This window comes from Streptomyces sp. SM1 (assembly GCF_002910825.1).
Lineage (GTDB): Bacteria > Actinomycetota > Actinomycetes > Streptomycetales > Streptomycetaceae > Streptomyces > Streptomyces okerensis.
In genome coordinates this window covers 1-24,346 of the sequence record NZ_NEUB01000967.1, presented here as the reverse complement: position 1 = coordinate 24,346, position 24,346 = coordinate 1, and the positions used below count along the sequence as shown (strand labels likewise).

Annotated in this window: 23 protein-coding genes and 1 pseudogene; 10 read left to right on the top strand and 14 right to left on the bottom strand. The window is 70.4% G+C overall.

Annotated features, from left to right (window positions below; all coding sequences use genetic code 11):
• Window positions 1-36: 36 nt before the first annotated feature.
• Both B9S61_RS33980 and B9S61_RS33975 read left to right on the top strand, forming a co-directional pair.
• Window positions 37-726, top strand: coding sequence for a FadR/GntR family transcriptional regulator (locus tag B9S61_RS33980; protein ID WP_103545618.1), 690 nt, complete (start codon window positions 37-39; stop codon window positions 724-726).
• Window positions 638-1,558 carry a thioesterase II family protein gene (locus B9S61_RS33975; protein WP_103545617.1) on the top strand — a complete coding sequence of 307 codons (921 nt, stop codon included), beginning with the start codon at window positions 638-640 and terminating at the stop codon, window positions 1,556-1,558. Before B9S61_RS33980 ends, B9S61_RS33975 begins: the two co-directional genes overlap by 89 nt.
• On the opposite strand, the gene B9S61_RS33970 is transcribed toward B9S61_RS33975, so the two are convergent.
• Entirely contained in the window at window positions 1,512-2,543 is a 1,032-nt protein-coding gene (locus B9S61_RS33970; RefSeq protein ID WP_103545635.1) for an NADPH:quinone reductase, read from the bottom strand. The two genes, B9S61_RS33975 and B9S61_RS33970, sit on opposite strands and share 47 nt — an antisense overlap.
• Window positions 2,544-2,862: 319 nt before the next feature.
• On the opposite strand from B9S61_RS33970, the gene B9S61_RS33965 reads away from it, so the two are divergent.
• Entirely contained in the window at window positions 2,863-4,062 is a 1,200-nt protein-coding gene (locus tag B9S61_RS33965) for a transposase (protein ID WP_103545616.1), read from the top strand.
• A gap of 90 nt (window positions 4,063-4,152) precedes the next feature.
• Window positions 4,153-4,338, top strand: a complete 186-nt coding sequence (locus tag B9S61_RS42910) for a chorismate-binding protein (protein WP_103545615.1) — start codon at window positions 4,153-4,155, stop codon at window positions 4,336-4,338.
• On the opposite strand, the gene B9S61_RS33955 is transcribed toward B9S61_RS42910, so the two are convergent.
• The 6 genes from B9S61_RS33955 to B9S61_RS33930 form a co-directional block, all read right to left on the bottom strand.
• Window positions 4,339-6,354 carry an anthranilate synthase family protein gene (locus tag B9S61_RS33955; RefSeq protein WP_103545614.1) on the bottom strand — a complete coding sequence of 672 codons (2,016 nt, stop codon included), beginning with the start codon at window positions 6,352-6,354 and terminating at the stop codon, window positions 4,339-4,341. It lies immediately after the preceding gene.
• Window positions 6,354-6,980: an isochorismatase family protein gene (locus B9S61_RS33950; protein WP_103545613.1), complete on the bottom strand. Its 627-nt coding sequence runs from the start codon at window positions 6,978-6,980 to the stop codon at window positions 6,354-6,356. The genes B9S61_RS33955 and B9S61_RS33950 overlap by 1 nt, the downstream gene beginning before the upstream one ends.
• A gap of 29 nt (window positions 6,981-7,009) precedes the next feature.
• Window positions 7,010-7,780, bottom strand: coding sequence for a 2,3-dihydro-2,3-dihydroxybenzoate dehydrogenase (locus B9S61_RS33945; protein ID WP_103545612.1), 771 nt, complete (start codon window positions 7,778-7,780; stop codon window positions 7,010-7,012).
• Window positions 7,781-7,871: 91 nt separating this feature from the next.
• Window positions 7,872-9,044: a 3-deoxy-7-phosphoheptulonate synthase gene (locus tag B9S61_RS33940; RefSeq protein ID WP_374936268.1), complete on the bottom strand. Its 1,173-nt coding sequence runs from the start codon at window positions 9,042-9,044 to the stop codon at window positions 7,872-7,874.
• Window positions 9,045-9,436: 392 nt separating this feature from the next.
• Window positions 9,437-11,026: a class I adenylate-forming enzyme family protein gene (locus tag B9S61_RS33935; RefSeq protein ID WP_103545610.1), complete on the bottom strand. Its 1,590-nt coding sequence runs from the start codon at window positions 11,024-11,026 to the stop codon at window positions 9,437-9,439.
• 16 nt (window positions 11,027-11,042) lie between these two features.
• A complete protein-coding gene (locus tag B9S61_RS33930; protein WP_103545609.1) occupies window positions 11,043-11,588 on the bottom strand; it encodes an SRPBCC family protein in 546 nt (181 codons plus the stop codon).
• A gap of 171 nt (window positions 11,589-11,759) precedes the next feature.
• Between B9S61_RS33930 and B9S61_RS33925 the strand changes: the two genes are divergently transcribed.
• The 3 genes from B9S61_RS33925 to B9S61_RS33915 all read left to right on the top strand — a co-directional run bounded on the left by B9S61_RS33925 (window position 11,760) and on the right by B9S61_RS33915 (window position 14,668).
• Window positions 11,760-12,251, top strand: coding sequence for an Rrf2 family transcriptional regulator (locus tag B9S61_RS33925; RefSeq protein WP_103545608.1), 492 nt, complete (start codon window positions 11,760-11,762; stop codon window positions 12,249-12,251).
• Window positions 12,252-12,326: 75 nt separating this feature from the next.
• Complete coding sequence (locus tag B9S61_RS33920; protein ID WP_103545607.1) at window positions 12,327-13,571, top strand: MFS transporter; 1,245 nt, start codon at window positions 12,327-12,329, stop codon at window positions 13,569-13,571.
• The gene (locus tag B9S61_RS33915) at window positions 13,568-14,668 is read left to right on the top strand and encodes a thiamine pyrophosphate-binding protein (protein WP_103545606.1); all 1,101 of its coding nucleotides are present in this window, start codon (window positions 13,568-13,570) and stop codon (window positions 14,666-14,668) included. The genes B9S61_RS33920 and B9S61_RS33915 overlap by 4 nt, the downstream gene beginning before the upstream one ends.
• Before the next feature lie 78 nt (window positions 14,669-14,746).
• Here the strand turns inward: B9S61_RS33915 and B9S61_RS33910 are convergent, their stop codons facing one another.
• Together B9S61_RS33910 and B9S61_RS33905 are read right to left on the bottom strand one after the other, a co-directional pair.
• Window positions 14,747-16,318 carry a class I adenylate-forming enzyme family protein gene (locus tag B9S61_RS33910; protein WP_103545605.1) on the bottom strand — a complete coding sequence of 524 codons (1,572 nt, stop codon included), beginning with the start codon at window positions 16,316-16,318 and terminating at the stop codon, window positions 14,747-14,749.
• A gap of 85 nt (window positions 16,319-16,403) precedes the next feature.
• On the bottom strand, window positions 16,404-16,838 hold the full coding sequence (locus tag B9S61_RS33905; protein WP_103545604.1) for a GNAT family N-acetyltransferase: 435 nt from the start codon (window positions 16,836-16,838) through the stop codon (window positions 16,404-16,406).
• Window positions 16,839-17,427: 589 nt separating this feature from the next.
• Between B9S61_RS33905 and B9S61_RS33900 the strand changes: the two genes are divergently transcribed.
• From B9S61_RS33900 to B9S61_RS33890, 3 genes are read left to right on the top strand one after another with little or no spacing between them, the layout of a single operon-like run.
• Window positions 17,428-17,760, top strand: coding sequence for a hypothetical protein (locus tag B9S61_RS33900; RefSeq protein WP_103545634.1), 333 nt, complete (start codon window positions 17,428-17,430; stop codon window positions 17,758-17,760).
• Window positions 17,761-17,773: 13 nt separating this feature from the next.
• Window positions 17,774-19,288 (top strand): helix-turn-helix transcriptional regulator, encoded by a 1,515-nt coding sequence (locus tag B9S61_RS33895; protein ID WP_103545603.1) that lies wholly within the window; start codon window positions 17,774-17,776, stop codon window positions 19,286-19,288.
• A complete protein-coding gene (locus B9S61_RS33890) occupies window positions 19,288-19,860 on the top strand; it encodes a transcriptional regulator (protein WP_103545602.1) in 573 nt (190 codons plus the stop codon). Before B9S61_RS33895 ends, B9S61_RS33890 begins: the two co-directional genes overlap by 1 nt.
• Before the next feature lie 98 nt (window positions 19,861-19,958).
• Here B9S61_RS33890 and B9S61_RS33885 read toward each other — a convergent pair whose 3' ends face one another.
• The 5 genes and pseudogenes from B9S61_RS33885 to B9S61_RS33865 form a co-directional block, all read right to left on the bottom strand.
• Window positions 19,959-20,732 (bottom strand): NAD(P)H-dependent oxidoreductase, encoded by a 774-nt coding sequence (locus tag B9S61_RS33885; RefSeq protein WP_103545601.1) that lies wholly within the window; start codon window positions 20,730-20,732, stop codon window positions 19,959-19,961.
• Window positions 20,733-20,886: 154 nt separating this feature from the next.
• Window positions 20,887-21,297 (bottom strand): ectoine synthase, encoded by a 411-nt coding sequence (locus B9S61_RS33880; protein ID WP_103545600.1) that lies wholly within the window; start codon window positions 21,295-21,297, stop codon window positions 20,887-20,889.
• Between the two features lie 63 nt (window positions 21,298-21,360).
• Window positions 21,361-22,602, bottom strand: a complete 1,242-nt coding sequence (locus B9S61_RS33875; protein ID WP_103545599.1) for an NAD(P)/FAD-dependent oxidoreductase — start codon at window positions 22,600-22,602, stop codon at window positions 21,361-21,363.
• A pseudogene (locus B9S61_RS33870) lies at window positions 22,599-22,775 on the bottom strand (ferredoxin); the annotation flags it as partial. The gene B9S61_RS33875 and the pseudogene B9S61_RS33870, both read right to left, overlap by 4 nt.
• A 66-nt stretch (window positions 22,776-22,841) precedes the next feature.
• Window positions 22,842-24,143, bottom strand: coding sequence for an IS4 family transposase (locus B9S61_RS33865; RefSeq protein ID WP_258039752.1), 1,302 nt, complete (start codon window positions 24,141-24,143; stop codon window positions 22,842-22,844).
• Window positions 24,144-24,346 lie beyond the last annotated feature (203 nt).

The window sequence follows — 24,346 nt, the reverse complement described above, 5'->3', positions numbered from 1 at the left end:
CAGACAACCCGAGAGGTGTAGGAAGGTGAACCTCACATGTCACTAGGCGCCTTGCGGCCGTCCCCCTTGGTCGAACAGGCCACCGAGCACCTGCGCGAGCAGATCACCGGCGGTGACTGGTCCGTGGGGACGAAGCTCCCCGGCGAGACAGCCCTGGCCAAGTCCCTCGGGGTCGGGCGCTCGACCGTCCGTGAGGCCCTGCGGGCACTGGCCGGCGCCGGGCTGGTGCAGGCACGTCAGGGATCCGGCGTCTTCGTCATCGCGACCAAACCCAAGGAGGACTGGCCCACCCAGCTCCGCCAGGCGGCCATCACCGACGTCTACGAGGTCCGCATGCTCGTCGAAGTGGAGGCCGCGCAGCTGGCCGCGCAACGCCGGACCGACGACGACACCGCGGCCCTCCACGAGGCCCTGGCCAGACGACGTGACGCCGCGAACGCCGGCAACGCCGAGTTCGTCGAGGCTGACATCGCCCTGCACGAGACTGTGGTCGCCGCGGCGCACAACCCGGTCCTCACCGGCCTGTTCACCGAGTTCGTACCCGTGCTGCAACGACGGCTCCTGGACCTGGTCGAGCTGGTCGGCCTGCGCTCCGACAACCCGAACCACGGCGACGAAGGGCACGCCGTACTGGTGAATGCGGTCGTGCAGGGAGATGCCGCGGCGGCGGGACGCGCGCTGCGGGAGGAACTGGAGCAGACACTCGCCCTGCTCCACTCCCTCTGACCTGCGTCGTTCCTTTTGGAAACGGGTGGCCATGCTCGATACCGAACCCTGGATGCGGCGCTTCCCTGCCGCCGTATCGCCCACTACACCCTGGACAGTCCTGTTTTTCCCGCATTCAGGCGGCTCCGCCGGTTCCTACCAGGAGCTCGCGGCGCGGGTGGCCGACCTGGCCCGGACGGCGTGCGTCCAGTACCCGGGGCGGGCGGAACGCGGGCGAGAGCCCCTCTTCACCGATGTTCACGTCCTCGCGGATCAGGTGGCGGGGGCGCTCATCCGGAGGGGCGAGGCCGGACCGATGATCTTCTTCGGCCACAGCCTGGGGGCGGCGGTGGCCTATGAAGTCGTCCGGCGCATGCCCGACCAGCGGCGCATCGTTCTCGTGGCCTCCGGGCACCCTGCCCCGTCCCGCCTCAAGCTGCCTGCCCTGGACTGTGTCAGCGATGTCCGCGATGACTCGGAGGACCGCGACAAGCCGCTGATCGAGCTGATCAAATCGCTGGGAGGCCCCGACGCCGGCCTTCTGGACCATCCGCTGCTGCGCCGTATGTTCCTGCCCGTCATACGCGGGGACCTCATGGCGCACAGCCGCTACCGCCCCGAAGCGGACTCGGCGGTCGACTGTCCCGTCATCGCCCTCATGGGCACTGCGGATCCCCTCACCAGCACCCAAGACGTACGGGCGTGGGAGCGGCACACGTCCTCGGGCTTGCGCGTCCATGTGCTTCCCGGAGGCCACTTCTTCACTCAGCAGCACACCGGCGACGTGGCGGACATCCTGCGCCGGGTCATGACAGCGCACGCGGGGTCGTCGCGGCAGGGGCCGGCGAGGTAGACCGGGCTGCCCGGACCTCGAGGACCAGCCGCTTGCCGCGCAACTCTCCCCGTTCCATCCGTCGGTGGGCCTCGGAGGCGGCGGACAGCGGCCGGGCATCGACGGCGCGGGGCAGCAGGCGGCCATTCGCGAGCAGCCGGTTGATGGCGCGGGCCGCCTCGGACAGCTCCGCGGCGGTGGCGTGGGAAATGACGAAGCCGACGATCGAGCCGTCCTTCATGTAGAGCGGGCCCGCCGGCAGGTGCGGGACGGAGCGGGCACCCGCCAGCAGCACGATCCGGCCGCGGTGGGCGAGCAACTCGACGGCGACGGCCAGGTCGTTGCTGCCTGACGTGTCGAGATGGACGTCGATGCCCTCGGGACTCGTCTCGCGTACCCGCTCGGTGAGTTCCGGATCCCGGTAGTCGAATACGGTTTCGGCACCGAGGTCGCGGCAGTACGCGGCGTCGCCGGTCGAGGCCGTGGCGATCACCCTGGCACCGGCGTCGGCGGCGAAGCGGACGAGCGCGCTGCCGACGTTGCCGGCCGCGCCGGCCACCAGTACGGTCTCCCCGGCCCGCAGCCGCCCGTGGGTGAACAGGGCCAGGTATGCGGTGGCCGCCGGATGCACGGCAGCCACCGCCGCCACCGGGTCCACCCCCTCGGGCAGGTGGTAGAGGCGGTCGGCCGCCACGGCCACCTGCTCGGCGGCTGCCCCCGGGCGTCCGCCGTGACCCGCGCTGTTGGTCCACACCCAATCGCCCTCGGCGAAGCTGGGAGCGCCCGCGCCGGCGGCGGTCACCGTGCCCACCAGGTCCCGGCTGATCACAGCCGGATACTGGAGCGCCGTCCGGAACACCCCGGAGCGGACGAAAGTGTCCACCGGATTGACCGTGGTGGCCAGTACATCGACCAGGACGTCGGTCGGGCCGGCCACGGGAGAGGGCAGCTCGCCGCAGCGGATGTTCTCCGCCGGCCCCAGCCGCTCGATGAATGCTGCTCGCATGGCCCGGATCATGGCAGAAGCCGAGCGGTCCACAGCCGAACCGGCTGATCGTTTGTCAACTCCGCGGGGTGCTGGGCGCCCTCTCCGGAGGGCCAACGCCCGTGAAGGGAAGGGCTTTCCGTGCTTCGTGGGACTTGCTAAGGTCACATCTCAGAGGACCTGAGAACCTGAGTTGTTCTGGGTCCGCGGCACAGCGAACGAGGCACACGTTCGATCACCCGGTCGTCCCAAGACGCGAGGTGGCTCACCTGGTCCCAGCCGCGCCGCCCAGCGTGACAAGGGAGCCCGGACGGATACCGCAGGCGATGCAGGGGGAGCCATGAGCACTTCCGTTGTGTACGAGTTCGTCGGCAGAGGGCGCGCCGAGGCCCAGGAGCACGTTTTCCGCGACGTGTGCTCGGCGCTGTTCGCCTCGCTGCCGCGGAGCGACCAGCGCCGGAGGGGGACCCAGTACGTGCGGGGACTCCTGGCGGTGGAGGGCCGGAAGTCGATTCGCAAGATCGCCGCTCTGGTGGGCGGCCCGGCGGCGGAGCAGAGCCTGCACCACTTCATCTCCAGCTCCACCTGGGACTGGGTGCCGGTCCGGCGGGCGTTGGCCCGGTACCTTGCCGGCACGGCCGCACCGCAGGCCTGGGCGGTCCGGCCGATCGTCATACCCAAGGCCGGAGAGCACTCGGTCGGCGTCGACCGCAGATTCGTCCCCGACCTCGGGCAGGTGCTCAATGCGCAGCGCGCGGTGGGGATCTGGGCCGCCGCCGAGGAGCTGAGTTTCCCGGTCACCTGGCGGCTGCACCTGGGCCGGTCCTGGCTGGACGACGTGCCGCGCCGCAGCCAGGCGGCGATCCCGGACAGCGCGGGCGCCGAAACGCTGAGCGACTGCGCGGTGGAGGCCTTCCTGGAGCTCATTGCGGACCGCGAGCTGCCCCGGCGGCCGGTGGTGATGGACGCCCAAGAGCTGGACGCCGCCGCGCTGCTGTGGCGGCTGCGGGCGACCGGGGTCCCGTTCCTGGTCCGGGTCGGCAGCGCACTGCCGCTCACACCGGCCGAGGCGCCGCCTGCCGGGCACGGGAGCGACCTGATGCCGGCACATCAGCTCGTCGGTGCGGCACGGGAGCTGCGCCGCCCGGTGCTGTGGTCGGACCACACCACCCAGCGGCGGCTGCGCAGCCACCTGGTGGCGGCGACGCCGGTCCGGCTGCCCTCCCGCGGCCGGATAGCAGCCCCGGCCACGGGCCCCGACCTGCTGCTGCTCGGCACGGGGCCGTGCGGTCCGCACTGGCCCACCGAGTTCTGGCTCACCGATCTAGCGGCCGTGCCCTTGCCCTCGCTGTTCCGGCTGAGCCGCCTGATCGGGCGGGTCGACCGGGACTTCGGCGCGATCACGGAGCAGGTGGGCATCCGGGACTTCGCCGGGCGCTCCTACAACGGCTGGCACCGCCACGTCACGCTGGCGTCGGCGGCGCACGCGGTGGCAGCCCTGAGCGACCGCGCCGATGCCAGAACGCGCTCCGCCTCCTGATTCCCGGCCCCGCGGGGGCGCGGGAAGCCCCCGGCCATGAACTCGTCGCCGACACCCGCCACGGCCGGTGTCGGCGACGAGTCCTGACGCATGTCTGCCCATCGGTGCGCGCGGGCGGTCATCCCGCCGGGTTCGATGACCGACGCGCCGACGGTGCGCACCACGCAGATCACTGACCGGCTCGAAGGCGGCCCGCGTGGTGTCTGCTCCGGCGCCGTCGGCTACTTCTCGTTGACCGGTACTGCCGACCTCGGCGTCGTGATCCGCACCGGGTGATCACGCCCGGCCGGATCCACTTCGGACGGACGGCGTCGTCATCGCTCTGTCGGATCCGGAGGCCGACACCGTGGAGAGCGCTGGCAAGGCCACCCCCCGGGCCGCCCTGACCGGGGAGCCGTCGCCGCTGTGGAGGGAGCCGCGGCCACGGCTCTGCGCAGCGGCCAGGACATCGGCGATCAGGTCCGCGGTCAGCCGTACCCCGTCCCGGGTGAGCACCGATTCGGCGTGGAACTGCATCGACGCGAAGTGCGGGCCGCGCAACCCGTGCACCTCGCCGGTGTCCGGGTCCCGGCTCACCTGGACGGCGCCGATCCCCGGGCAGTCCAGGGTCTCCCAGGCGCTGCGGGCAGCGAAGGTGTTGTAGAAGCCCACCTGCTCCGTGCGGCCGAAGAACTCGATCTCCCGCCGCACCCCCTGGTTCGGCACGTCACGCCGCACCAGGGGCAGGCCGAGCCGCCGGGCGAGCACCTGGTGGCTCAGGCAGACGGCGAGGAAGGGATGCCGCTCGGCCAGCAGGGCGTCCACGCCCCCCCGTAGGCACGCGATCTTGGGGTGACCGCTCTCGCACGGATCGCCCGGGCCGGGGCCCATGACGACCAGGTCGTACGCTTCGAAGGAACAGTCCTCGTCGTACCGGCGGACCGTCACCTCCAGGCCGAGGGAGCGCAGTTGGTGCCCGATCATGAAGGTGAAGGTGTCCTCGGCGTCCACTACCAGGACGTGGCGCCCGGCCAGCGCCGGCTCGGGGCGACGCCGCTCTTCCTCAGCGATGAGCCAGAACTCGGCCAGATCGGCGTTGCGGCCCCGCAGAGCGGCCCTGACCTCGGGGTGCCCGCCCAGGCTGTCCCGGTCCGCCGCCTCCAGTGCGGCGATCAGGCCTGCCGCCTTGGCCGCCGTCTCCGCCACCTCGGCACGCGGGTCGGAGTGCCGTACCAGGGTGGCGCCCACGCCGATTTGGACCCGGCCGGTCCGGTCGATGTCGGCAGTGCGGATCAGGATGGACGAGTCCAGTGTCGGCCCGCCCGCCGCATCGCGGTCGATCAGCGCGATGACGCCGCTGTAGTAGCCGCGTCCCTGGGGTTCGTACCTGGCGATCACGCGGGCCGCGCTCTCCAGCGGGCTGCCCGTCACCGTCGGGGCGAACATGGTCTCGCGCAGGATCTCCCGCGGGTCGAGTTCGGTGCGGCCCTCGATGAAGTATTCCGTGTGCGCGAGCCGGGCCATCTCCCTCAGGTGCGGTCCGGCCACTCGGCCGCCGGCCTCGCAGACCCGGGCCATCATCTTGAGCTCCTCGTCGACCACCATGTACAGCTCTTCGGTCTCCTTGCGGTCGGCCAGGAAGTCCATCACCCCGGTCAGCGTCGGCCCCGAGGCCGGGTAGCGGTACGTCCCGCTGATCGGGTTCATCACCGCCGTGCCCTCGCGCACGCTGACATGCCGCTCGGGCGTCGCCCCGACGAACGTGCGGTCCCCGGTGTGCACGACGAAGGTCCAGTACGCGCCCGACTCACGCACCATCAGCTGCTTGAAGAAGGCCAGGGCGCTGTGCACCGTGTAGTCGGTGATGTCGGCGACGAAGGACCGCCGGATGACGAAGTTGGCGCCCGCGCCGGTTCCTATCTCCTCCGTGATCACCCGCTGCACGATCTCGGCGTAGTCGTCGTCCGCCACGTCGAAGTGCTTGCCGGTCAGCCTGATGGGGCGGTCGGGTATCCGGCCGAGCAGCTCGGGCACCGGGGCCAGGCCGTGCTCGGTGACGGTGAGCGCGATCAGCGGCTCCCCGTCGTCGGGGCTGTCGAAGCCGCGCTCTGCGATGTGCCGGTACGGGACGAGCGCCAGCACCTTGCCGACCGGCGGGATCCGGTCGGTCGTGTCCGCCGTCGAGGTCTCGCCGAGGAGGACGTCGACGGTGCCGGGACTGGTGGTCTCCGGTCGGTGCAGCAGGGCGAAGGCCGGGGGGCTCGGCGCCAGGATCCGCGCCAGCGCCTCCTCGTACCGGTGACTCGGCGTCATCACGCCAGGATCTCCTTCGTGGTGACGACCATGCCGCAGCGGTCCGCCGCGTACCGCAGTGCCTGCCGGTGGTGCCGCTCGGAGAAGTCCGCCACGGCGTCGGCGACGAGAAAGACCTGGATGTCCCGAGTGAAAGCGTCGACGGCGGTCATCAGGACGCCGACGTGCGCGTATACGCCGCAGACGATCAGCTGGTCGCGACCGTGCGCGTGCATGCGCTCCAGCAGGTCGGAACGGTGGAAGGCGCTGTAGCGCCACTTGGTGAACATCCAGTCCCCGGGGGCTGGGGCGAGCGGGTCGACCACGGACCGGTCCGCGGGGTCGACCCGCATGCCGGGGCCCCAGAAGTCCCGCAGCAGGCCGCGATCCTCCTCGGTCATGCCGCCCGGTTGCGCGGTGTAGCCCACGGGCATGCCGAGCGCGGTGCAGTGGCTGCGCAGTGCCGCGATGTTCCGCACCAGCTCCGCCCGCGGAGCCTCCTGCGGGAGCGGGGCTACGAAGTAGCGCTGCATGTCGTGGATGAGCAGGACGGCGCGCGCCGGATCCACCGCCCAGTCGGCGGTGTTGGCGGGCAGGTCGCCCGCGGTCGGCATGCGGTACGGCTCGATGGTGGGTATGCCGGCCATCGCTTCCCTTCGGTCGGGCCGGACGTCGGTCAGGCGCCCAGCGCCGCGCCGCCGTCGACGGTCAGGTGGCTGAGGGTGATGTGGGAGGCCTCCGCGGAGAGCAGGAAGACGACGGCGTCCGCGATGGCGGAGGGCTGGGCGATCCTGCCGAGGGGGATGCCCACCCGGAAGGAGTCCGGGTCGCCGTGCACGGTGGCCGCGGGGCCGCTTTCGTCCTGCCACATCGAGGTGAGCATCGGGGTGTCGGTGGAACCGGGTGCCACCACGTTGCAGCGGATCCCGTACTGGGCCGCCTCCAGGCCCAGGCTCTTGGTGAACATGGCCGCGGCGGCCTTGGACGCCGCGTAGGCGGCCATCGCGCTGCGCGGCACGTACGCCGCGTTGGACGCGACCGTGACGACGGCCCCGTGCCGGCGCCGCGCCATGCGGTCGACCACTGCCCTGGAGGTGTGGAAGACCCCGTTCACGTTGACTGCGAACGTCGTACGCCAGTCTTCGTCGCAATAGCCGAGAACCGGGCCGAGGCGCAGCACGCCGGCGGCGTTGACCAGGTACTCGACGGGGCCCAGCCGCTGCTCTACCTCCTCGACAGCGGCCTCGACAGCGTCGGCGTCGCTGACGTCCACCGGGACACCGTGCACGGTCAGGCCCTCCGTGGCGAGCTTGTCGGCCAGGTCGGTCAGGCGCTGTTTGTCCCGGTCCATCGCGGCCACGACGGCGCCGCGCTTGGACAGGGCCCGTACCACCGCTGCGCCGATGCCTCCGGCCGCTCCGGTGACGATGGCAACCGTGTGTTCCACGTCCTCCGTGCCTCCCTGTCTCCCTGTCTCCGTGTCTGCGGGTGTTCTGCGGGGGTGTGCACTGGTGCCGCCGGGCTGCGAACGGCCGGACTCAGTCCTGCCAGGCGGCGACGACCGCCACCGCCTGCTCGGGGTTGAGCCTCGGATCGCACAAGGACGTGTCCGTGTGGCCGACCCGGGCGAGGTGCGTGTCGTCCTGGGCGCACTCGGTGACGTCGTCCGGCGTGGTCTCCAGGTGCAGTCCGCCGGCCACGCCGCCCGCGGCGCGCACCGCGCCCTGGAAGCCCTCCACTTCGCGCAGGACGGTCTCCACCAGACGGGTCTTGAGGCCGTCCGGCGTGGTGACGGTGTTGCCGTGCATGGGGTCGGTGAGCCAGATGACGGGGTGTCCCGCTCCCTTGACGGCGCTCACCAACCGCGGCAGCCGCTCGCGGACGTGGTCCGCTCCCATCCGGGAGATCAAGGTGAGCCTGCCGGGCTCCCGGGTCGGATCGAGCCGCTCGCACAGGGCCAGCAGTTCATCCGGGGTCATGCTCGGGCCCACTTTGCAGGCGACGGGGTTGGCCACCGTCGCGAGCAGGTCGACGTGGGCCCCTTCGACCTGCCGGGTCCGCTCTCCGATCCACGGCCAGTGGGTGGAGGCGAGGAGCAGGCCTCCGTCCTCCGTGGGGCGGGTCATGGGGATCTCGTAGTCGAGCAGCAGCGCTTCATGGCTGGTCCACACCTCGGGGCTGATGCCGGGCCAATGGGGCTCGCTCAGCCAGCCGAGGTGGGTCATCGCCTCGCCGGCGGCGGCGTAGCCGATCAGCAGCCGCTGCGGATCGGGGCGCCTGCGGGCGGGATCCGGTTCCGGGCCGTTCACCATGTGCCCTCGGAAGACTGGCAGTTCGATGCCCCCGACCATCTCGGTCGGATTGCTGCGCGGCTTGGCGAACTGCCCCGCGATCCGGCCGACCCGGAGCACCGGCCGGTGGGTCACCATCCTCAGCACGCCCGCGAGGACGTCCAGCAGACCTGCCTTGCGGGCGACGGAGCCCGGCTCGCATTCGGCCGGGTCCTCGGCGCAGTCGCCTGCCTGCACCACCATCGCCTCGCCGGCGGCGACCCGGGCCAGCAGGGCGCGCAGCCGGGCCACGTCGGTCGCGCTGACCAGCTGCGGCCGCTGGGCCAACTCGGCCGTGACGCACCTGAGTTCCGGCCGGTCTTCCCATAGCGGCTGATGCAGGACCGGCCGGTCGACACAGCCGTCCAGCAGAGATGTCAACAACGGTCCCCCAAGGGTGGGTTGGTGAGGGGCCCCGGCTTCTCGCGGGGGCACTGGAAAGGCTCGGCCTCGGCTGCCGCTTGCGACAACGTCGGTCCGCGCACTCCGTCAAGTGCCGAGGACTTCATCAAGTCGGCCGCGCCGTGCGTCTGAGATGGAGACTCGTCCGGCAGGTATGGGTAGTTCGTGTCCGTGCGGAAGTCGCAGCCGCCGGTAGTACGGGCAGTTCACGTCGCGGGCAGAAGCCGCTGCCGCGGCGGCTCGGGCATCCAGCGCCGTGACAGGCACGTTCGCCCCGTCGCGACGCCCGGCACGCTCCCCGCAGCTCTTCGAGCAGGAGACTGTCATGACGCCGCTCCTTGACGGGTGAACGTTGCCTGCCTCAACACGTCCTAGCGGCTCCGTTTCCCTTCGGTGGCTGAGCCGGCCGCAAGCAGCCGGGCGAGTTCCAGTCGCTTGATCTTGGTCGTGGCCGTCTGCGGCAGTTCGCCGTGCTGCCACTGCACCGGATCGCGCATGGGTGGCAGTTCGGCGGCGGCGGCGCGCCAGGCGGCCGGGTCGAGCGGCGTGTCGCCGCGGGTGCACACGACGGGCACCGGGCGGCCGTCCTGGTCCGGGACGATGATCACCTCGACCAGCTGCGGCAGCTGGCTGAGCAGCGCGTCCTCGGCGGCCAGGGTGCTGCCGAATCCCTCGATCAGGTCGACCTCCCTGTCGAGCAAATGGATGCAGCCCCACCTGCTGCGGTACCCGACATCGCCCATCCGCCACCAGCCGCCGGGCGAGAGCTGCCGGTCGTAACGTTCCTGCTCGCCCAGGTAGGTGACCACCCGTCCGTTACTGCGCACCTCGATGTAGCCCGGGTGGTCGGCTGACGGGGGGCGGCCGCCCCGGCTCACCACTCGCACATCGGTGAAGCCGGGGAAGGGGAAGCCGACGCAGCGGCCGTCGTCCTCCAAGGAGCGCCGCCGGGTGAAGCCGCGGGCCACCGCGGGGCCCACTTCGCTCTGCCCGTAGAGCTGGCCGAAGACCGGCGACCGGCGGCTGGTCGCGTGCAGCAGGCGATGCACGGTGCGCGGATGGATGGCGTCGAAGGTGCTGCTGAACAGCTTGACGTTGGACAGCGGGCCGCGCGGGTCGTCCGTCAGCTCCTCCCACTCCACGAAGGAGTTGGGATGCGCCTCCAGGATGCCGGGCTTGAGCCGGGCGAAGATCTCGGCGACGTGTGCGGCGTCCGCGTCGCGCAGCATCACTATCGGGAAACCCCGCAGGAGCGAGATGGCCAGCGCGGTGATCAGCCGGGAGTGCACGAACGAGACGTGCATGGCGATGGTCTCCCGCCCGCTGATCAGCGGGGCGAGGACGGATGCCTGGGGTCGGTAGCGCGACTGCAGGCTGAAGCCGGTGTGCACGGCCAGTTTGGGGATGCCGGTGGTGCCGGAGGTGTGGGTGATCAGCGTCGGATGGTCGGCGGGCATGGTGACGGGGTCGGCGCGGGCGGCACCCGCCAGCGAGCCCAGCCCGATGCCTGCCGGATGGCTGCCGGAGGTGAGCAGCACCTGCTCGGCCGCGTCGGTCGCGTCGCCCGGCAGTTCGCGCTCGAGCTTCGCCTGGTCCGTGATCAGGTGGGGCCGGCCGGTCCGGCGGACGAGCTCCGCGGCCGTCGCGCCGTCCAACATGGGTGAGAGCAGCACCGGCACGGCGCCGACGCGGGCGACCGCGCAGGCGAGCAGCGTGATGTCGAAGCCGTCGGACTTGTAGACCACCACGCGGTCACCCGGCCGGACATCCGCCGCCCACAGCCGCGAGGCGAGGTCGTCGATCAGGTCGGCGACCTCGGCGATGGTGGCACGGCGGCCCAGCTCCGGGGCGATGTCGAGGTCATGGTCCAGGATGAGGACGTTCGACGCATGCCGGGCGGCAGCTCGCTCGAAGAGCCTGCCCAGTTGGATACCTCTGTTCCCCACGCGTTGCAGAAGCACCTGACTGCCCTTCGGTTCAGTGCTGCTCGATGACGGCCTTGATCCGCTGGAGGGTGCTCGTCAGGTCGTGCTGGAGTTTGTCGGACCACTCCGTGAAGAAGCGCTGCCTGGCCTGGCCGTCCATCCCGGCGGTGATCCCTCGTATGCCCTCGGTGGCCCGGCCCATCCGGAAGTGGTGCACGAGCAGACTGCCCTCCGGCGCCGGAGCGATGTCGAAGCCCCAGACACTCTCCTGACGGCGGCCCGCACTGTCGCGCATGGCCCACCGGAAGGTGCGGCCCGGTTCGGCGGCCACCACCTCGGCGTACGTGGTCCACCTGCCGCGTACGACCGGTGCCCAGGCAACGACGTCCGCGCTGCGGACGTTCTCGCCCCGGAAGACGGCACCGGCCGTGGCCGGTTCGCCTTCCACCCAGATGCCGCCCTGGCATTCCGGACTCCACTCGGCGCTCCGCGGCATGTCGCTGATCAGCGTGTACACCTCGGTGGGTGCGGCATGCACCGACGTCTCGGCACTGACTTGGAAGAGGTCGGCGGTTTCGGAAGTCGTCGTCTCAGCCATGGCAGGAATCCTCGCCATGGGCCGGGAGGGGGGTCAAAGGCGTGCGGCCGGGTCTGTCAAGTCGCGGACTTGTCACGGTGCCCTGAACGCCGACTATCTGACGGCGCGTCACCAGACGCATCCCGTCCGGATGGAGTGGCGCGGAGAATTCTGGATAGTTAGTATCCAGGTATGCGCATGGGTGAAGGCGTGGAGTGGGGGCTGCACTGCTGCCTGACGCTGGCCTGGCTCGACAACGGGCCGGTGCCCTCGGCGAAGCTCGCCGCCCTCTTCGATATCTCGCCCACGTATCTCAACAAGTGCCTCCAGCGCTTGGTCAGAGCGGGGGTCCTCACCTCGATCCCCGGCCCGCGGGGTGGCGTGCAGCTCGCGCGAGCCCCGGAAGACATCACACTCATGGATGTCGTCGCCGCCCTGGAGGGACGCGAAACGCTCTTCTGCTGCACGGAGATCCGGCAGCAAGGGGCAGCGGGCGCGGAGACCTCCGCGCGTGAGTTCGCGCAACCGTGCGGCATCGCCACCGCGATGCGCCGAGCGGAACTGGCCTGGCGGCGCGAGCTCGCCGGGCAGACCATTGCCGATCTGATGGCCTTGGCGCCGACCAGCTCCGCGCGCCGGATCCGCCACACCTACGACCGCATCAGCGCCCGCCCCGGAGTATGACGCAGGGGCCGGCGGCCGTCGGCGTCCGCGGATCCCACCGCTTCCTGGAAGGGCCGCAACAGATGGAGATTCTGGATGTCCAATGTCCTGAATAGGGATTCGAGGGCCAAGCCCACACCACAGCAGACTCCTGCCGGGGACGGCGGGCTCGCGCCCACCTTCGTGCTCGCCCTGGGCACCTTCGCAGTGGGCACGGACGCCTTCATCACCGCGGGCTTCCTCCCCGCCATGGCCCACTCGCTGCACGTGTCCACCTCCGCCGCCGGGCAGTCCGTCACGCTGTTCGCCGCGGCCTACGCCGTCCTGTCACCCGTGCTCGCCACGCTGACCGCGCGGCTGCCCCGGCGGGCACTGCTCGTCGGCGCGCTGACCGTCCTGGGCCTGGCGAACCTGCTTTCCGCGCTCGCGCCGAACTACCCCGTTCTGATGGTCAGCCGAATCATCGCCGCCGCCGGAGCCGCCGCCTACACGCCCAACGCGGGGGCGGTCAGCGCCGCACTGGTCCGTACGGAACTGCGCGCGCGGGCCCTGGCCGTGGTGATCGGCGGACTGACCATCGCCACCGCCCTCGGTGTGCCGCTCGGCAACGTCGCGGCGCGCTGGACGAGTTGGCGCATCGCGTTCGGGGGAGTGGCGGCGCTCTGCATGCTGTGCGCGGTCGGCGTCTTCCTGGTCATGCCCCGGCTTCCCGGAGCCGGCCGGGTGCCGCTGCGCACCCGGCTGGCCATGCTGCGCAGGCCCGGCGTGCTGGCCGTGCTGCCGCTGACGACCCTCGGCATGGCCGCGTGCTACACCGCCTACGCGTACAGTGTCCCGGCCCTCGGGGCGGTGGGCGTGCCCGGTTCCGCCATGGTCCTGATGCTGTTCCTGTACGGACTCGGCGCCGTGGTCGGCAATCTCCTCGCCGGCCAGGCCACCGACAGGGTCGGCGCAGTGCGGGTGCTGACGGTCGGTTACGCCGTCATGGCGCTCACCTTCGCCGTGCTGGCCTGGATGGCAGCCACCTCCACCAGGGACCTCACGGCCCTGGTCGGCGTGCTCGCCTTCACCTGGGGAGCCAGCAGCTGGTGCCAGACACCCCCGCAGCAGCACCGGCTGATCGCCGCCGCCCCTCAGGAGGCCCCGCTGGTGGTGTCGCTGAACTCCTCCGGCATCTACCTCGGCATCGGCCTGGGTACGGTCATCGGCGGACTGAGCCTCTCGTCGGGACTGGGACTCACCTATGCGCTGGGAGCCGTGCTCGCCGTGGTCGCCCTGGTCTGGCTGGTGGTCACCGCCCGCGCGGCCGACGTCCGGACCACAGAGGAGGAGGGACGATGACCGTTCTGGACACGCCCACGAGTGCGGCTCCTGGCACCGTCCCGGAACCCGTCGGCCCACCCGTCACCGGCGCGGACTGCCTGATGCGCGCGCTCGAGGCGGCGGGCACCGACATCGTCTTCGGCATGCCGGGCGGCGCGATCCTGCCCGCGTACGACGCGCTGCTCGACGCCTCGGCCATCCAGCACGTACTGGTCCGCCACAAGCAGGGTGCCGGCCACGCGGCCGTCGGATACACCCTGGCCACCGGCCGGGTCGGGGTGTGCATGGCCACCTCCGGCCCTGGAGCGACCAACCTTGTCACGGCGATCGCCGACGCCCACGCCAGGAGCGTGCCGCTGGTGGCGATCACAGGTCAGGTCCCGCGCTCCCTCCTCGGCAGGGACTCCTTCCAGGAAGTCGACATTTGCGGCATCACACGGTCGATCACCCGGCACAACTTCCTGGTCACCGACGCACATGAGATCGCTGACCGAGTACTGGAAGCCTTTCGACTGGCCGCTGACGAGGAGGCCGGGCCGGTGCTGGTGGACATCACCAAGGACGCGCTGCAGCAGCAGGTGTCCGCACCCGCGATCCAGTACACCCCGCCGGCGCAGCGTCCTGGCCTCGTCCCCGCCGTGCCCGCGATCCCGGCAGGCAATCACACGGATGCCCCGTTGACTCCCGAGTCGGTGACGGCCGCCCTGGCCCGTGGTTCGGAGCGGCCCACGGCGTACGTGGTCGGGCCCGGCGGCCACGCCCTGTGGGCCGAGGAGTGCCCCAGCGCAACGGCGGGGCCGACCGGGTACGCCGTACCAGCCGCCCTGGGTGCCGCCTTCGGCCGCCCGGACCTGACGGTCTGGGCGGTCACCGGCGAGGACTGCTTCCTGGCTACGGGCCGGGAGCTGGCCACCGGGGCCCTGAACGGCATCCCCTTCAGGGTCGCCGTGCTGCGCCGTGACGCCGACCGTCCGCAGGCGGACTTGGTGGGCCTGGCCGAGTCGATGGGCTGCGTCGGCATGCGCTGCACCACCCCGAGTGAACTGGACGCCGCGATCCGGCGCTCCGGCACCGTCCAGGACCGGCCGGTGCTGCTGGACGTCGTCCTCCCATGACGGGGCACGGTCTTTGAGGCCGGGCGGGATCCTGCCCCGGGCCCCGCCCGGTCCTCCTTCGGAACGCCGGCCCGGCTGTCAGCGACCGTCCTGAGGCTGCGTCAGCAGCCGTGCCAGCTCCAGGCGTTTGATCTTGGTGGTGGCGGTCTGCGGCAGCTCGTCCAACCGCCGCTGCGCCGGCGCGGCGAGCGCGGGCAGGTCGGCCACCGCCCGGCTCCAGCGCGCCCGGTCGAGCGGCTGGTCGTCGCGCGTGCACACCACCGGCACGGGCGTGCCGCTCTCGTCCGGGACGATGATGACTTCCAGTAGTTCCGGCAGCCGGGTGAAGAGCTTGTCCTCGATCTCCAGCGTGCTGCTGATACCCGGGATCTCGTCCACCTCGCGGTCCAGTAGGTGCAGGCATCCCCACCTGGTGCGGTAGCCGAGATCTCCCATCCGCCACCAGCCGTCCGGCGAGATCTGCTGGTCGAAACGTTCCTGCTCGCCCAGGTAGGTGACGATCCGTCCGCCGCTGCGCACCTCGATGAAGCCGGGCGAGTCCTTGGCGGGCGGACGCCCGTTGCGGCTCACCACCCGGACGTCGGTCATCCCCGGGAAGGTCCGCCCCACGCACCTGCCGTCTGCGCCGAAGCGGTGGCGCCGGGTGTACGTACGGGCTGCGATGGCGCCGGTCTCGCTCTGACCGTAGGTCTGGGCGAAGAACGGCACGGCCCGCTCCGAGGCGGCCAGCAGGGTGGCCACGGTGCGGGGATGGATGGCGTCGAAGGTGTTGCTGAAACAGCACACCCTCGCCAGCGGCTTCGCCGGGTGGTCCGCGAGTACCTCCCAGTGCAGCAGCGTGTTGGGATGCGCTTCGATGACACCCGGCGGTACCCGTGCGAACATCTCGGCCGCGTCCTCCAGGGCGTCGTCGCGCAGCAGGATCAGCGGATGGCCGCGCAGCGCGAACAGCGCCGCCCCGCTGATCATGCGCGAGTGCGCGAATGAGACGTGGACGGCGATCGGCTCCCGTCGCCCCACCGGGGCCAGCAGCACCGACTGCGGACGGCAGCGAGCCAGAATCGTGTGCCCCGTCTGGACGGCCAGCTTCGGCAGGCCGGTCGTGCCCGAGGTGTGCGTGATCAGCGCCGGCAGGTCCTGCGGCATGGTCACCGCAGGCACGCGCTCGCACCCGGCCAGCGAGGCGAGCGACACCGCCCCCGGGAAGCTGCCGGCGGCCACCAGCACCCGTTCCGACAGCTCGAAGACCTCGGCCGGCAGGTCCCGCGTCAGCTTGGCCTCGTCCGTGACCAGGGTGGGCCGACCGATCCGCCGCAGCAGTTCGGCGACCGTGGCGCCGTCCAGCTTCGGGGAGAGCAGCACCGGCACACCACCGACGCGCGCGACGCAGTAGGCGAGCAATGAGATGTCGAACCCGTCCGACTTGTGGATGACGACCCGTTCTCCCGGGCGCACCCGCGCGGCCCACAACCGGGAGGCGAAGTCGTCGATCAGATCGGCCAACTCCGTGAGCGTCAGGCGGCGCCCGAGCACGGGCGCGATGTCGAGATCGTGGTCCAGATAGACGGGACTCGCCGGATGGCGGGCCGCCGCTCGGTCGAAGACCGTCCCCAGCTGGATCCCCTTGTTGGCGACACGCTGCAGAAACATGCCCAACATCCTGGGACGCAGGCAGCCTGCTGCCAACGCGGGCCTGCGCACTGTGTCAACTCATCGTCCGCGCAGGGAGCTGGCCTCATCCGATCTCCAGAGCGAAGTGGAACGCGCTGATCGCCATCGAGCGCGCGTGGTAGAAGCGGTGCGCGCCGTGGTTGGCCACTCCGGAATCGAGTTCCACGCGTGCGCACCCCGCCCTGCGGGCGCGTTCGACCAGTGCGTCCATGAGCCGCGCGCCGATGCCACAGGACCTGAGCTCCGGATCGATGACGAGGTCGTCGATGAAGAGTACCCGGCCGCGGCTGGTGGAGGTGATCCGGTGCCCCGCGACGCCGACGCACCGGCCGTCCTCCCGGTACACACCGGTGTAGACAAGACCGTGGGAGTACGCCTCGGCTGCGAGCCCGACGAACCGCTCGGGGGTGAGCCGGGGGCGCAGGGCGCAGATCAGCGGCGCCACATCGGCCACGAGGGCACGTTCACCCGGCATGACATCCACCAAGGTCAGCTCCATAGCCGGACTGTACGGGGCAGGCCCTGCGAGTGGTCCGCGATCGGGGCGAATACGTCAACTGCATGAGGGCGCGCTCTGCTGCCGCAACGGTGTTTGCTGTTCCAGGGCCGCTTCGGCCGGTGGGGATGACCAGCTCGTCGAGGTCCCTGTGAAACGAGACGAAGCGGGAAGCGGGAGCGGGCCCGGCGAGTTCGAGGAGCACGTCGCTGCCCGGGCGCAGCTGGAAAGGGCGACCCGCGCAGTCCGGATCTGGTCGGTGCCGGGGCGGACTTCGCTCGGCGGGGCTAAGACGAGGATCTCCAGTGGGGTCTCGCTGCCGCATTCGCTGCAGCGGCGGATGTCCGCGTCGGGGGCGAACCGCAGGTGGACCAGCTCGGCGCGGGGTGTGCCGCACGAGGTGCAGATGCCCTCGCGGACGCCGCGCAGTACCTCACCGTGGGCCTTGGCCATGTGTCTCTCCCTGGTTGCCTGGGCGGCGGGCTCGTCTGTCCGCCGGGCGCGTTGGCAACTCTTTAACTTGTTGCGAAGTTATCCCGTTGCTGGTAACTTCGCAACAAGTCAAAGAGTTGTCTGGCGGAGGGTGGACGGGGTGCTGCAGATCCAGCTGGGAGCCGAACGGCCCGCTGACGCGGACGACGGGCTGGGACGCACCACGATCGGATGGCATCCCGGAATGTCGGAGGAGGAAGCCTGGCAGGCGGGGCGCGGCATCTGGAAGTTCAACGCCGACCGGGCCCTGTCCCATGACGAGGTGCAGATCATCAACACCGACGGCACGGTGCTCGCCGTCGCGAGGATCACCGGGATCTCCAAGCACGGCGACCGCTACGCCCTCGAGGGCGACCTGCTGCGCGGTGATGCGCGCGTGGGCCGGCCCACGCCGAGCCCGCACCTGTCCCGCAACCCCGTCACCTACATCTGAAAGCCGCGGACCGATGAGCGACTTCGACGCGATCGACTCGCTGCTCGCCTCCCTCACTCCCCAGCCCGCGCTCCCTGAGGCGCAGGTACGCCGCGGGCTGCGCGAGCGGGCCGCCCTGTCGAAGGCCCAGGTAGCCCGGACCCTCGGGGTGAGCCCCGCCACGGTCACAGGGTGGGAGACCGGCCGGGACCCCTCCGGGGAACTCAGAACGAAGTACGCCTACCTCCTCGACGGCCTGGCCGCGAAACTCGCACCCTCCTCCCCACCGCCCACAGACGAAGCCACCGCGCCCCAGCCTGCACAGGACGAGAGCACAACGTTCCCGGCACCCGGGCCGACCGCAGGCGACGACATGGACGACGTCGAAGCTCTGGCCGCGCCCGAGCCGTGCGTCCTGTGCGGGCAGCCCGCCCGCCACCATGTCGCCGGTTTTCCCCAGCACCTCGACCCCGCCCAATGCGCCACCACAGCTCCCGCACCCGACACCCCCGCCCAACGGTCGGAGGGCCGCACGGCGAAGCCGGTAAAGGCCGTGCCCGCGGGCCGGCGTGTGAGGGCCGCGTCCGACGCCGAGCCGTCCGGTCCGATCGCGGTGGCCGTTGCCGAGGCGCTCGAGGCGCACGAGGGCGATGTGGAGGCGGCGACGGCGGCGCTGGTGAAGAAGGCGATCCCGGACGCCATGGCGCTGTTGGATGCGACGCGGATCGGCGGGCGTTACGACGTGATCGCGCACCCGTGGATGCCGGACATCCTCAAGAAACAGTCCGCGCACGGCGCCGACCAGATCTGGGAGGCCCGCCCGAAGTGGACGCGGGCCGAACTGCCCCCGGGCGAGCATCAGGTGACCGCCCTCGACATCAACGGCGCCTACCTCTCCGCCCTGAAGACCCACCTCCCGATCGGCCAGTTGGAACACTCCGCAGGCGGGGTCGGTCACGACCGGCGCCGGGCCGGCGTCCACCTGATCACCCCGTCGCACTGGGACCGTGAGGACGTGTTGCCCAACCCGCTCGGCCAGCGCGACGAGCCGGGACCGCTGTGGGTGACCGAGCCCACGCTCCGTCTGCTGCTGCGCCTGTCCGGTCCCAAGCACGGGCTGTGCGAGCCGCCCGAGATCCACGAGTCGTACACGTCCGGGGCGACCGAGGGCCTGCTGGAGAAGTTCCGCATCGTACTCAAGGACGCCCGTGACACCGCGATCGCCGCCGGCGACGAGGTGACGCTGGAGTACGTGAAGGCGATGTACTCCAAGTTCGTCTCCACGATGGGGACCTCGAACTACAACCGTCAGCTGTACCGGCCGGACTGGATGCACCTGATCCGCTCCCAGGCCTTCGCCAACCTGTGGATGAAGGCGCTGAAGGCCCACGAGGCGGGACTGACCGTGGTACGGGCGATGGGTACCGACGAACTCCACGTCATCGGCGACTGGCGGCGGGTCTTCGGTGAGGGCCGCGGCGTCACCGAGGTCAAGGTCAAGGACGTGTACACGGCCGGCAGCGCGCACGTGGCGGGAGGGGAGGGCTGATGCCCGAGCGGAACCATGACTTCGGGAAGTTCGGAGCCCGCGGCATCAGGGGAAGCGACCTGGTCGCCCGCCAACTCGACGCGCTGGCCGGCTTCATCGCCACTTCCGTCACCACCCGGCGCGGGCTGCTCGCCCGCCTGAACTACCTGACCACGTCCCCCACGGCATGGAAGGCCGCCCGCGCGGCCGGGCTGAGAGTCACCGACCGCACGCTGAAGGCATGGCTCGCCGGCACGCAAAAGCCCTCGAAGGCCAATCTGGAACGCATCGAAGGGGCCTATCGCACGGTGCGCCGCCACAACGTCGCCCGCCACCTTTTGAAGCGCCTCAACTCCGGCGGCGGCACCCGGGTGGAGATCCACCCTCTCAACCAGTCCCAGGTTCCCAGGCCGTACCAGCGCACTCTTGAGTACCGGCGGATCAACGTCCGTCGCTGGGAGGGCATGGTGACTGCCTGGGCCGCCGGCGACAGCCGCGCCCTCGACGACGCCTGGACCACCGGCGTCCTGCCGGACCTGGGCAGTCAGTGGGGCCAGTACGAGTACGTGACGAACATCGGCTTCGCGGCCTGAGGGCCGTCCTCACCGTCGCCAACGCCACCACGCCGGCCCACGCGCACCAGGCGCTCGCCGCAGTTCTTCCACGGCGGCTGACGAGGACGGCCTCGTCGTCAGCTCTCAGTGCGGTAGTGGGCGGCGGTCCCTGTGGCGTGCGGGTTGAGTTCGGGGCGCAGGACCAGGTCCTCGTCGTAGTCGCCGCGGTTCTGGTGGCGGAACGGCAGCGGTCCGGTGTACGGAAGGTCCTCGAGACGCTGGCACAGGACGTTCGCGTGGAAGGCGTACGCGGCCTCGTCCACACGGTCGGCTCCGTGGACGAGCAGCGGGGGCAGGACCTCGATCCCCGCGTACCACAGCGTGCCGTGCTGGAGAGGGAAGAGCAGGTCGTTGAGCTCACCGTTGACGCCGCGAGGGCCGAGGCTCGCCTCCCGAGCACCGGCACTGACGACGACCATCGCGCGCTTACCCGCGAGCGCCCCCTCGCCATAGCGCACTTGGCGCCCCCGGGCGTCGCGGACGCCGAAGGCGAACCCGCCGACGAAGACGCGGTCGAACCAGCCCTTGAGGATGGCCGGCATCCCGTACCACCACAACGGGAACTGCACGACGAGCGTGTCCGCCCAGGACAACTTGTCGTGTTCGACGGCGATGTCAGGGGACAACGCGCCCCGTTTGAAGGCCTGCTGGGCCGCGCTGCCGACGACGAGCCGCTCGCCGTCGGGGTGGGAGAAGTCACTGGCCCTGACGACCGGGTCGAACTTCATTGCGTACAGGTCGCTGGTGCGCACCTCGTGCCCCTGGTCCAGGAGGTGTTGGACACCGTCGCGGTACAAGGAGCCGTTCAGGGAACGGGGTTCGGGGTGGGCGGTGAGCCACAGGACTTTCACTGTAGGTTCCCTTCTGGCAGATCCATGATCGTGCGCACCTACCCGGCCCGTCCTGGGGCAACCCGCCGCCGGGACCGTCCCGGACGCGGTGACGCCGAGTCCCTGCCAGTGGCCTGGCAGGGACTCCAGGGATGCGCGGGTGTCGCGGCGCGGCCTACTTGGTCTCCACCACCTCGTCCGTCAGCAGCGGATAGACCCCGTTCTCGTCGTGGTCCTCACGGCCGGTGAGGGCCGGGGTGAAGATGCACAGGAACGTGCTGTCCTCGATCGGCTTGATCGTGTGGTTGTCGGCGTCGTCCAGGATGTGGAGGGTGCCGGGCGTGATGACGTGTTCCTCGTTCTCGTCGCGGTCGACCAGAATCATCTTCCCGGAGATGCAGAAGACGGCTTCCACGTGGTTCGCGTAGCAGATGTCGGTCTCGGTTCCGGCGTACACGACGGTCTCGGAAACCGAGTACCCGAATCCATCCGAAGCCAGCAGGATGCGCTTGCTGCGCCACGCGCCGCTCGCCGCCGTGACATCGCGGTCAGTACCTTCGATCTCCGAAATCCTGCGAACCTGCATGATATTCCTCCTGATCGTTCTCGAATTCTTGGCGCTATGACAAATGAGGTGAGGTCGATAGGGCTAGCGCGTTTTCAGCGACTTCAGGAGCTCGATGTAGAGGCGGTTGAACTGGGCCCCTTTGTCCAGGTAGGCCGCCCCGACGATCGTGCTCTCCCGCAGGTATGTGACGAGGACTCCGTCACCGGGGCGTTCGAGGTCGCCGCGAACGATCTCCATGGAGTCCGCGTTCCTGGAGTTCCCCGCGATCTGGATGCGAAGTCCGAATACTTCGGTAGCCATGCTGGGGAAGTACGCGATCCGGGTCATCTTCGATCCGTATCCCAGAGACGACGCTAGCGTCTTCCCAGCGATATTGCCGGTGTCAATCGCATTTTTCCAGAATTCCATGCGGGTTAGCTTTTCCGTGCCCCACGGGTCGGGATAGCGGGCGATGTCGCCGGCTGCGAAAACGCCATCGCACCCCAGTACGCGCATATACTCGTCGACCCGTACCCCGTCAGACAGGTCCAGGCCGTTCCCGTCCAGCCATTCCACGTTGGGAACGCTGCCGATGGCCTCGATGAAGAGCGGTCGTTCGGACGCCGCCCCGGGAGGCGACGCCGCATGTCCGCCTCCGGAGCGCCTTCCCGAGCGGTCGCAGAGGAGCTCCTTCGCCGCCTCGCCTGTCAGCAGGGTGACGCCGTTCGCGGTGACCCAGCGTCCGAGCGCTCGCGCGACGTCCTCGCCCAGGATGTTCTCGAAGGGCCCGTGCCTCATCGCTTCGAGCATGACCACGTCGCAGCCGTACTCCTTGGCCAACGAGGCCAGTTCGCACGCGACGAACCCGGCGCCCGCGATCGTAACCACCTCTCTCCTATGGAGCTCCTGGTGGATGGAGTGCGCGTCGTCCAGACCGCGCAGCGTCCTGTGCGCGTGCGAGGCGCACTCCTCGTCGTCACGGGCGGCGGTCCGTGGGCGTACTCCCGAGGCGACTACCAGGCTGTCGTAGGCGAACGTTCCGCCGGTGCTCAGGCGCAGGACCCTGCCGCGCAGGTCCGCCGCCTCGACGCGGGTGCCGAGGTGCCAGTCGAGCGCGCTGGTCTCGGCCCCCTTGACTCTCAGGTCCTCGGTGATGGCCGCCCTGAGGTCGGCCGACGGCGGGTACCGCTTCTTCGTGAGTCCCGGCCGGTTGTACGTGCGGTGGGCCTCGTCCCCGAAGACGGTGATCCTGGCACCGGTTTCGCAAGTGAGGACCGATTGGGCCGCCCGCAGGCCGGCTATGCCGGAGCCGACGATGCCGATGCGCGGCGCTGCGCCAGTCATGCGGCGTCACGGTCCATGACGATCGCCTGCAAGGGGCACGAGTCGATGGCGTCCTCGATCGCGTCGAGGTTTTCCTCGTCGAACGTCTCCCGGTACGCCAGCTTCCCGTCGGCGTCGAGCTCGAAGTGATCCGGCGCCGAGATGGCGCACAGGCCGTGGTTCTGGCACTTGACCTCGTCAACGGTGGATCTTCATGGTCTCCTCCGATCGGAAGCGCGGTTTAGGCCAAGGCCATGAAGTTATGGGCTGATGGGCCCTGTCAACAGGATGTCGATGCTGATGGTGGCCTTGTAGGTGCGTCGGTCCATGCGCAGGCTCTTGTACGCGTATCGGGACAGTGGTCGCTTGACGGCGCGGGGACTGACGCGGAGTCGGCGTGCTGTCATCGGCTGGTTCAGGACGGCGCGGCCGATGGTTCCGACGAGGTCGACGGCGGTGTCGGCGATCACGCCTGCGGCCTGGATGACCTGGTCGCGGGCGGTTTGGAGGGCGATGCTGGAGCTGGCCCGGTCGGGGTCCGCGTCGGGGAGGGTCGCGGTGGCGTCGGCGATGGCGATCCGGATCAGCTGGTAGGCGGTCAGCAGGGCGTAGACCTCCTGGGCGATGCCGGCCATGGTCCGGGCGCGCAGGACCCGGCGTCCGAGCATGGACTTCTTGATCGCGAAGAAGGCGGATTCCGCTTCCCACCGCTCGTGATACTGCTTGACCAGCTCGAATGCCGGGTGGCGGTGGTGGTCGAGCAGGGTGGTGGCCAGGCGGTAGACGCCGGTGGTGCGGCCGGCGGTGGTGGCGATGGTGATCTCGCATTCGATGATGCGGACCTCCAGCGTGCCGATCCGGGACAGGAACGAGCCGTCGTCGAAGCGGTGCAGGACCGGTGGCTTGCGGGTGGCGGACAGCCGGGCGAGGAACGCGGCGCCGGTGTCCGCGACCGTGGTCAGGAAGGCGTTGGAGGACAGGCCGCGGTCCAGCAGGACGATCATGCCCTCGTGCAGGGAGCGGGCCAGGCGCTTGCCGTGGGTGGTCTCGCCGCTGGTGCGCGGGCCGAAGACGGCGTCGATCACTGCCCGGGTGCCGCAGGCGACCAGGGTGACCAGGCAGATCTGCGGATAGCCCGAGGTGGCGTACTGGTTGGAGCCTTTGCCCAGGTGGGCTCGGGTGGCGGGACCGTCGGGGACATCGAGGTACGTGCCGTCGACGGCGACGACCAGCAGTCCCGCCCAGCGGGCCCCGGTGGTGCGGATCGCGCTCGCCGGGCCGCGCAGCAGGTCGAACAGGGCCCGCATGGGGCGAACGCCGAGCCTGGCGCGGGCGTGCCACAGTGCCGTCGCGGTGATCTTCGGGACAGGCAGGGAGCGCAGTGCGGAGGTCATCCTGGCCCACACGGCCGGATAGCCGCACTCCTCGAACAGAGCAGCAGCCAGGAGGAGGTAAACGACCACCCGGGCAGGGAGTTTCCGCAACCGCTGCTGGACGGCCCCGCACTCGGCCAGGGCGGCGTCGGCCATCTCGAACGGGACGATCTGCGTCAGCTCACCCAAGTGACCCGGAGCGAAAAGACCGTCGGCTACCGCGATCTCGCGGCTGATGACACACTGACCCGACAGCGGAGCCTCCGGTGCTGTGAACGGCTTGTCTTGGCGGACCAGCCAGTTCTACCGGGGCTCCGCTTCTCGCGTCCGGCGTTCCTCCAGATCAGACCCCACCTGCAGCCACGAACCCGACCCATAACTTCATGGCCTTG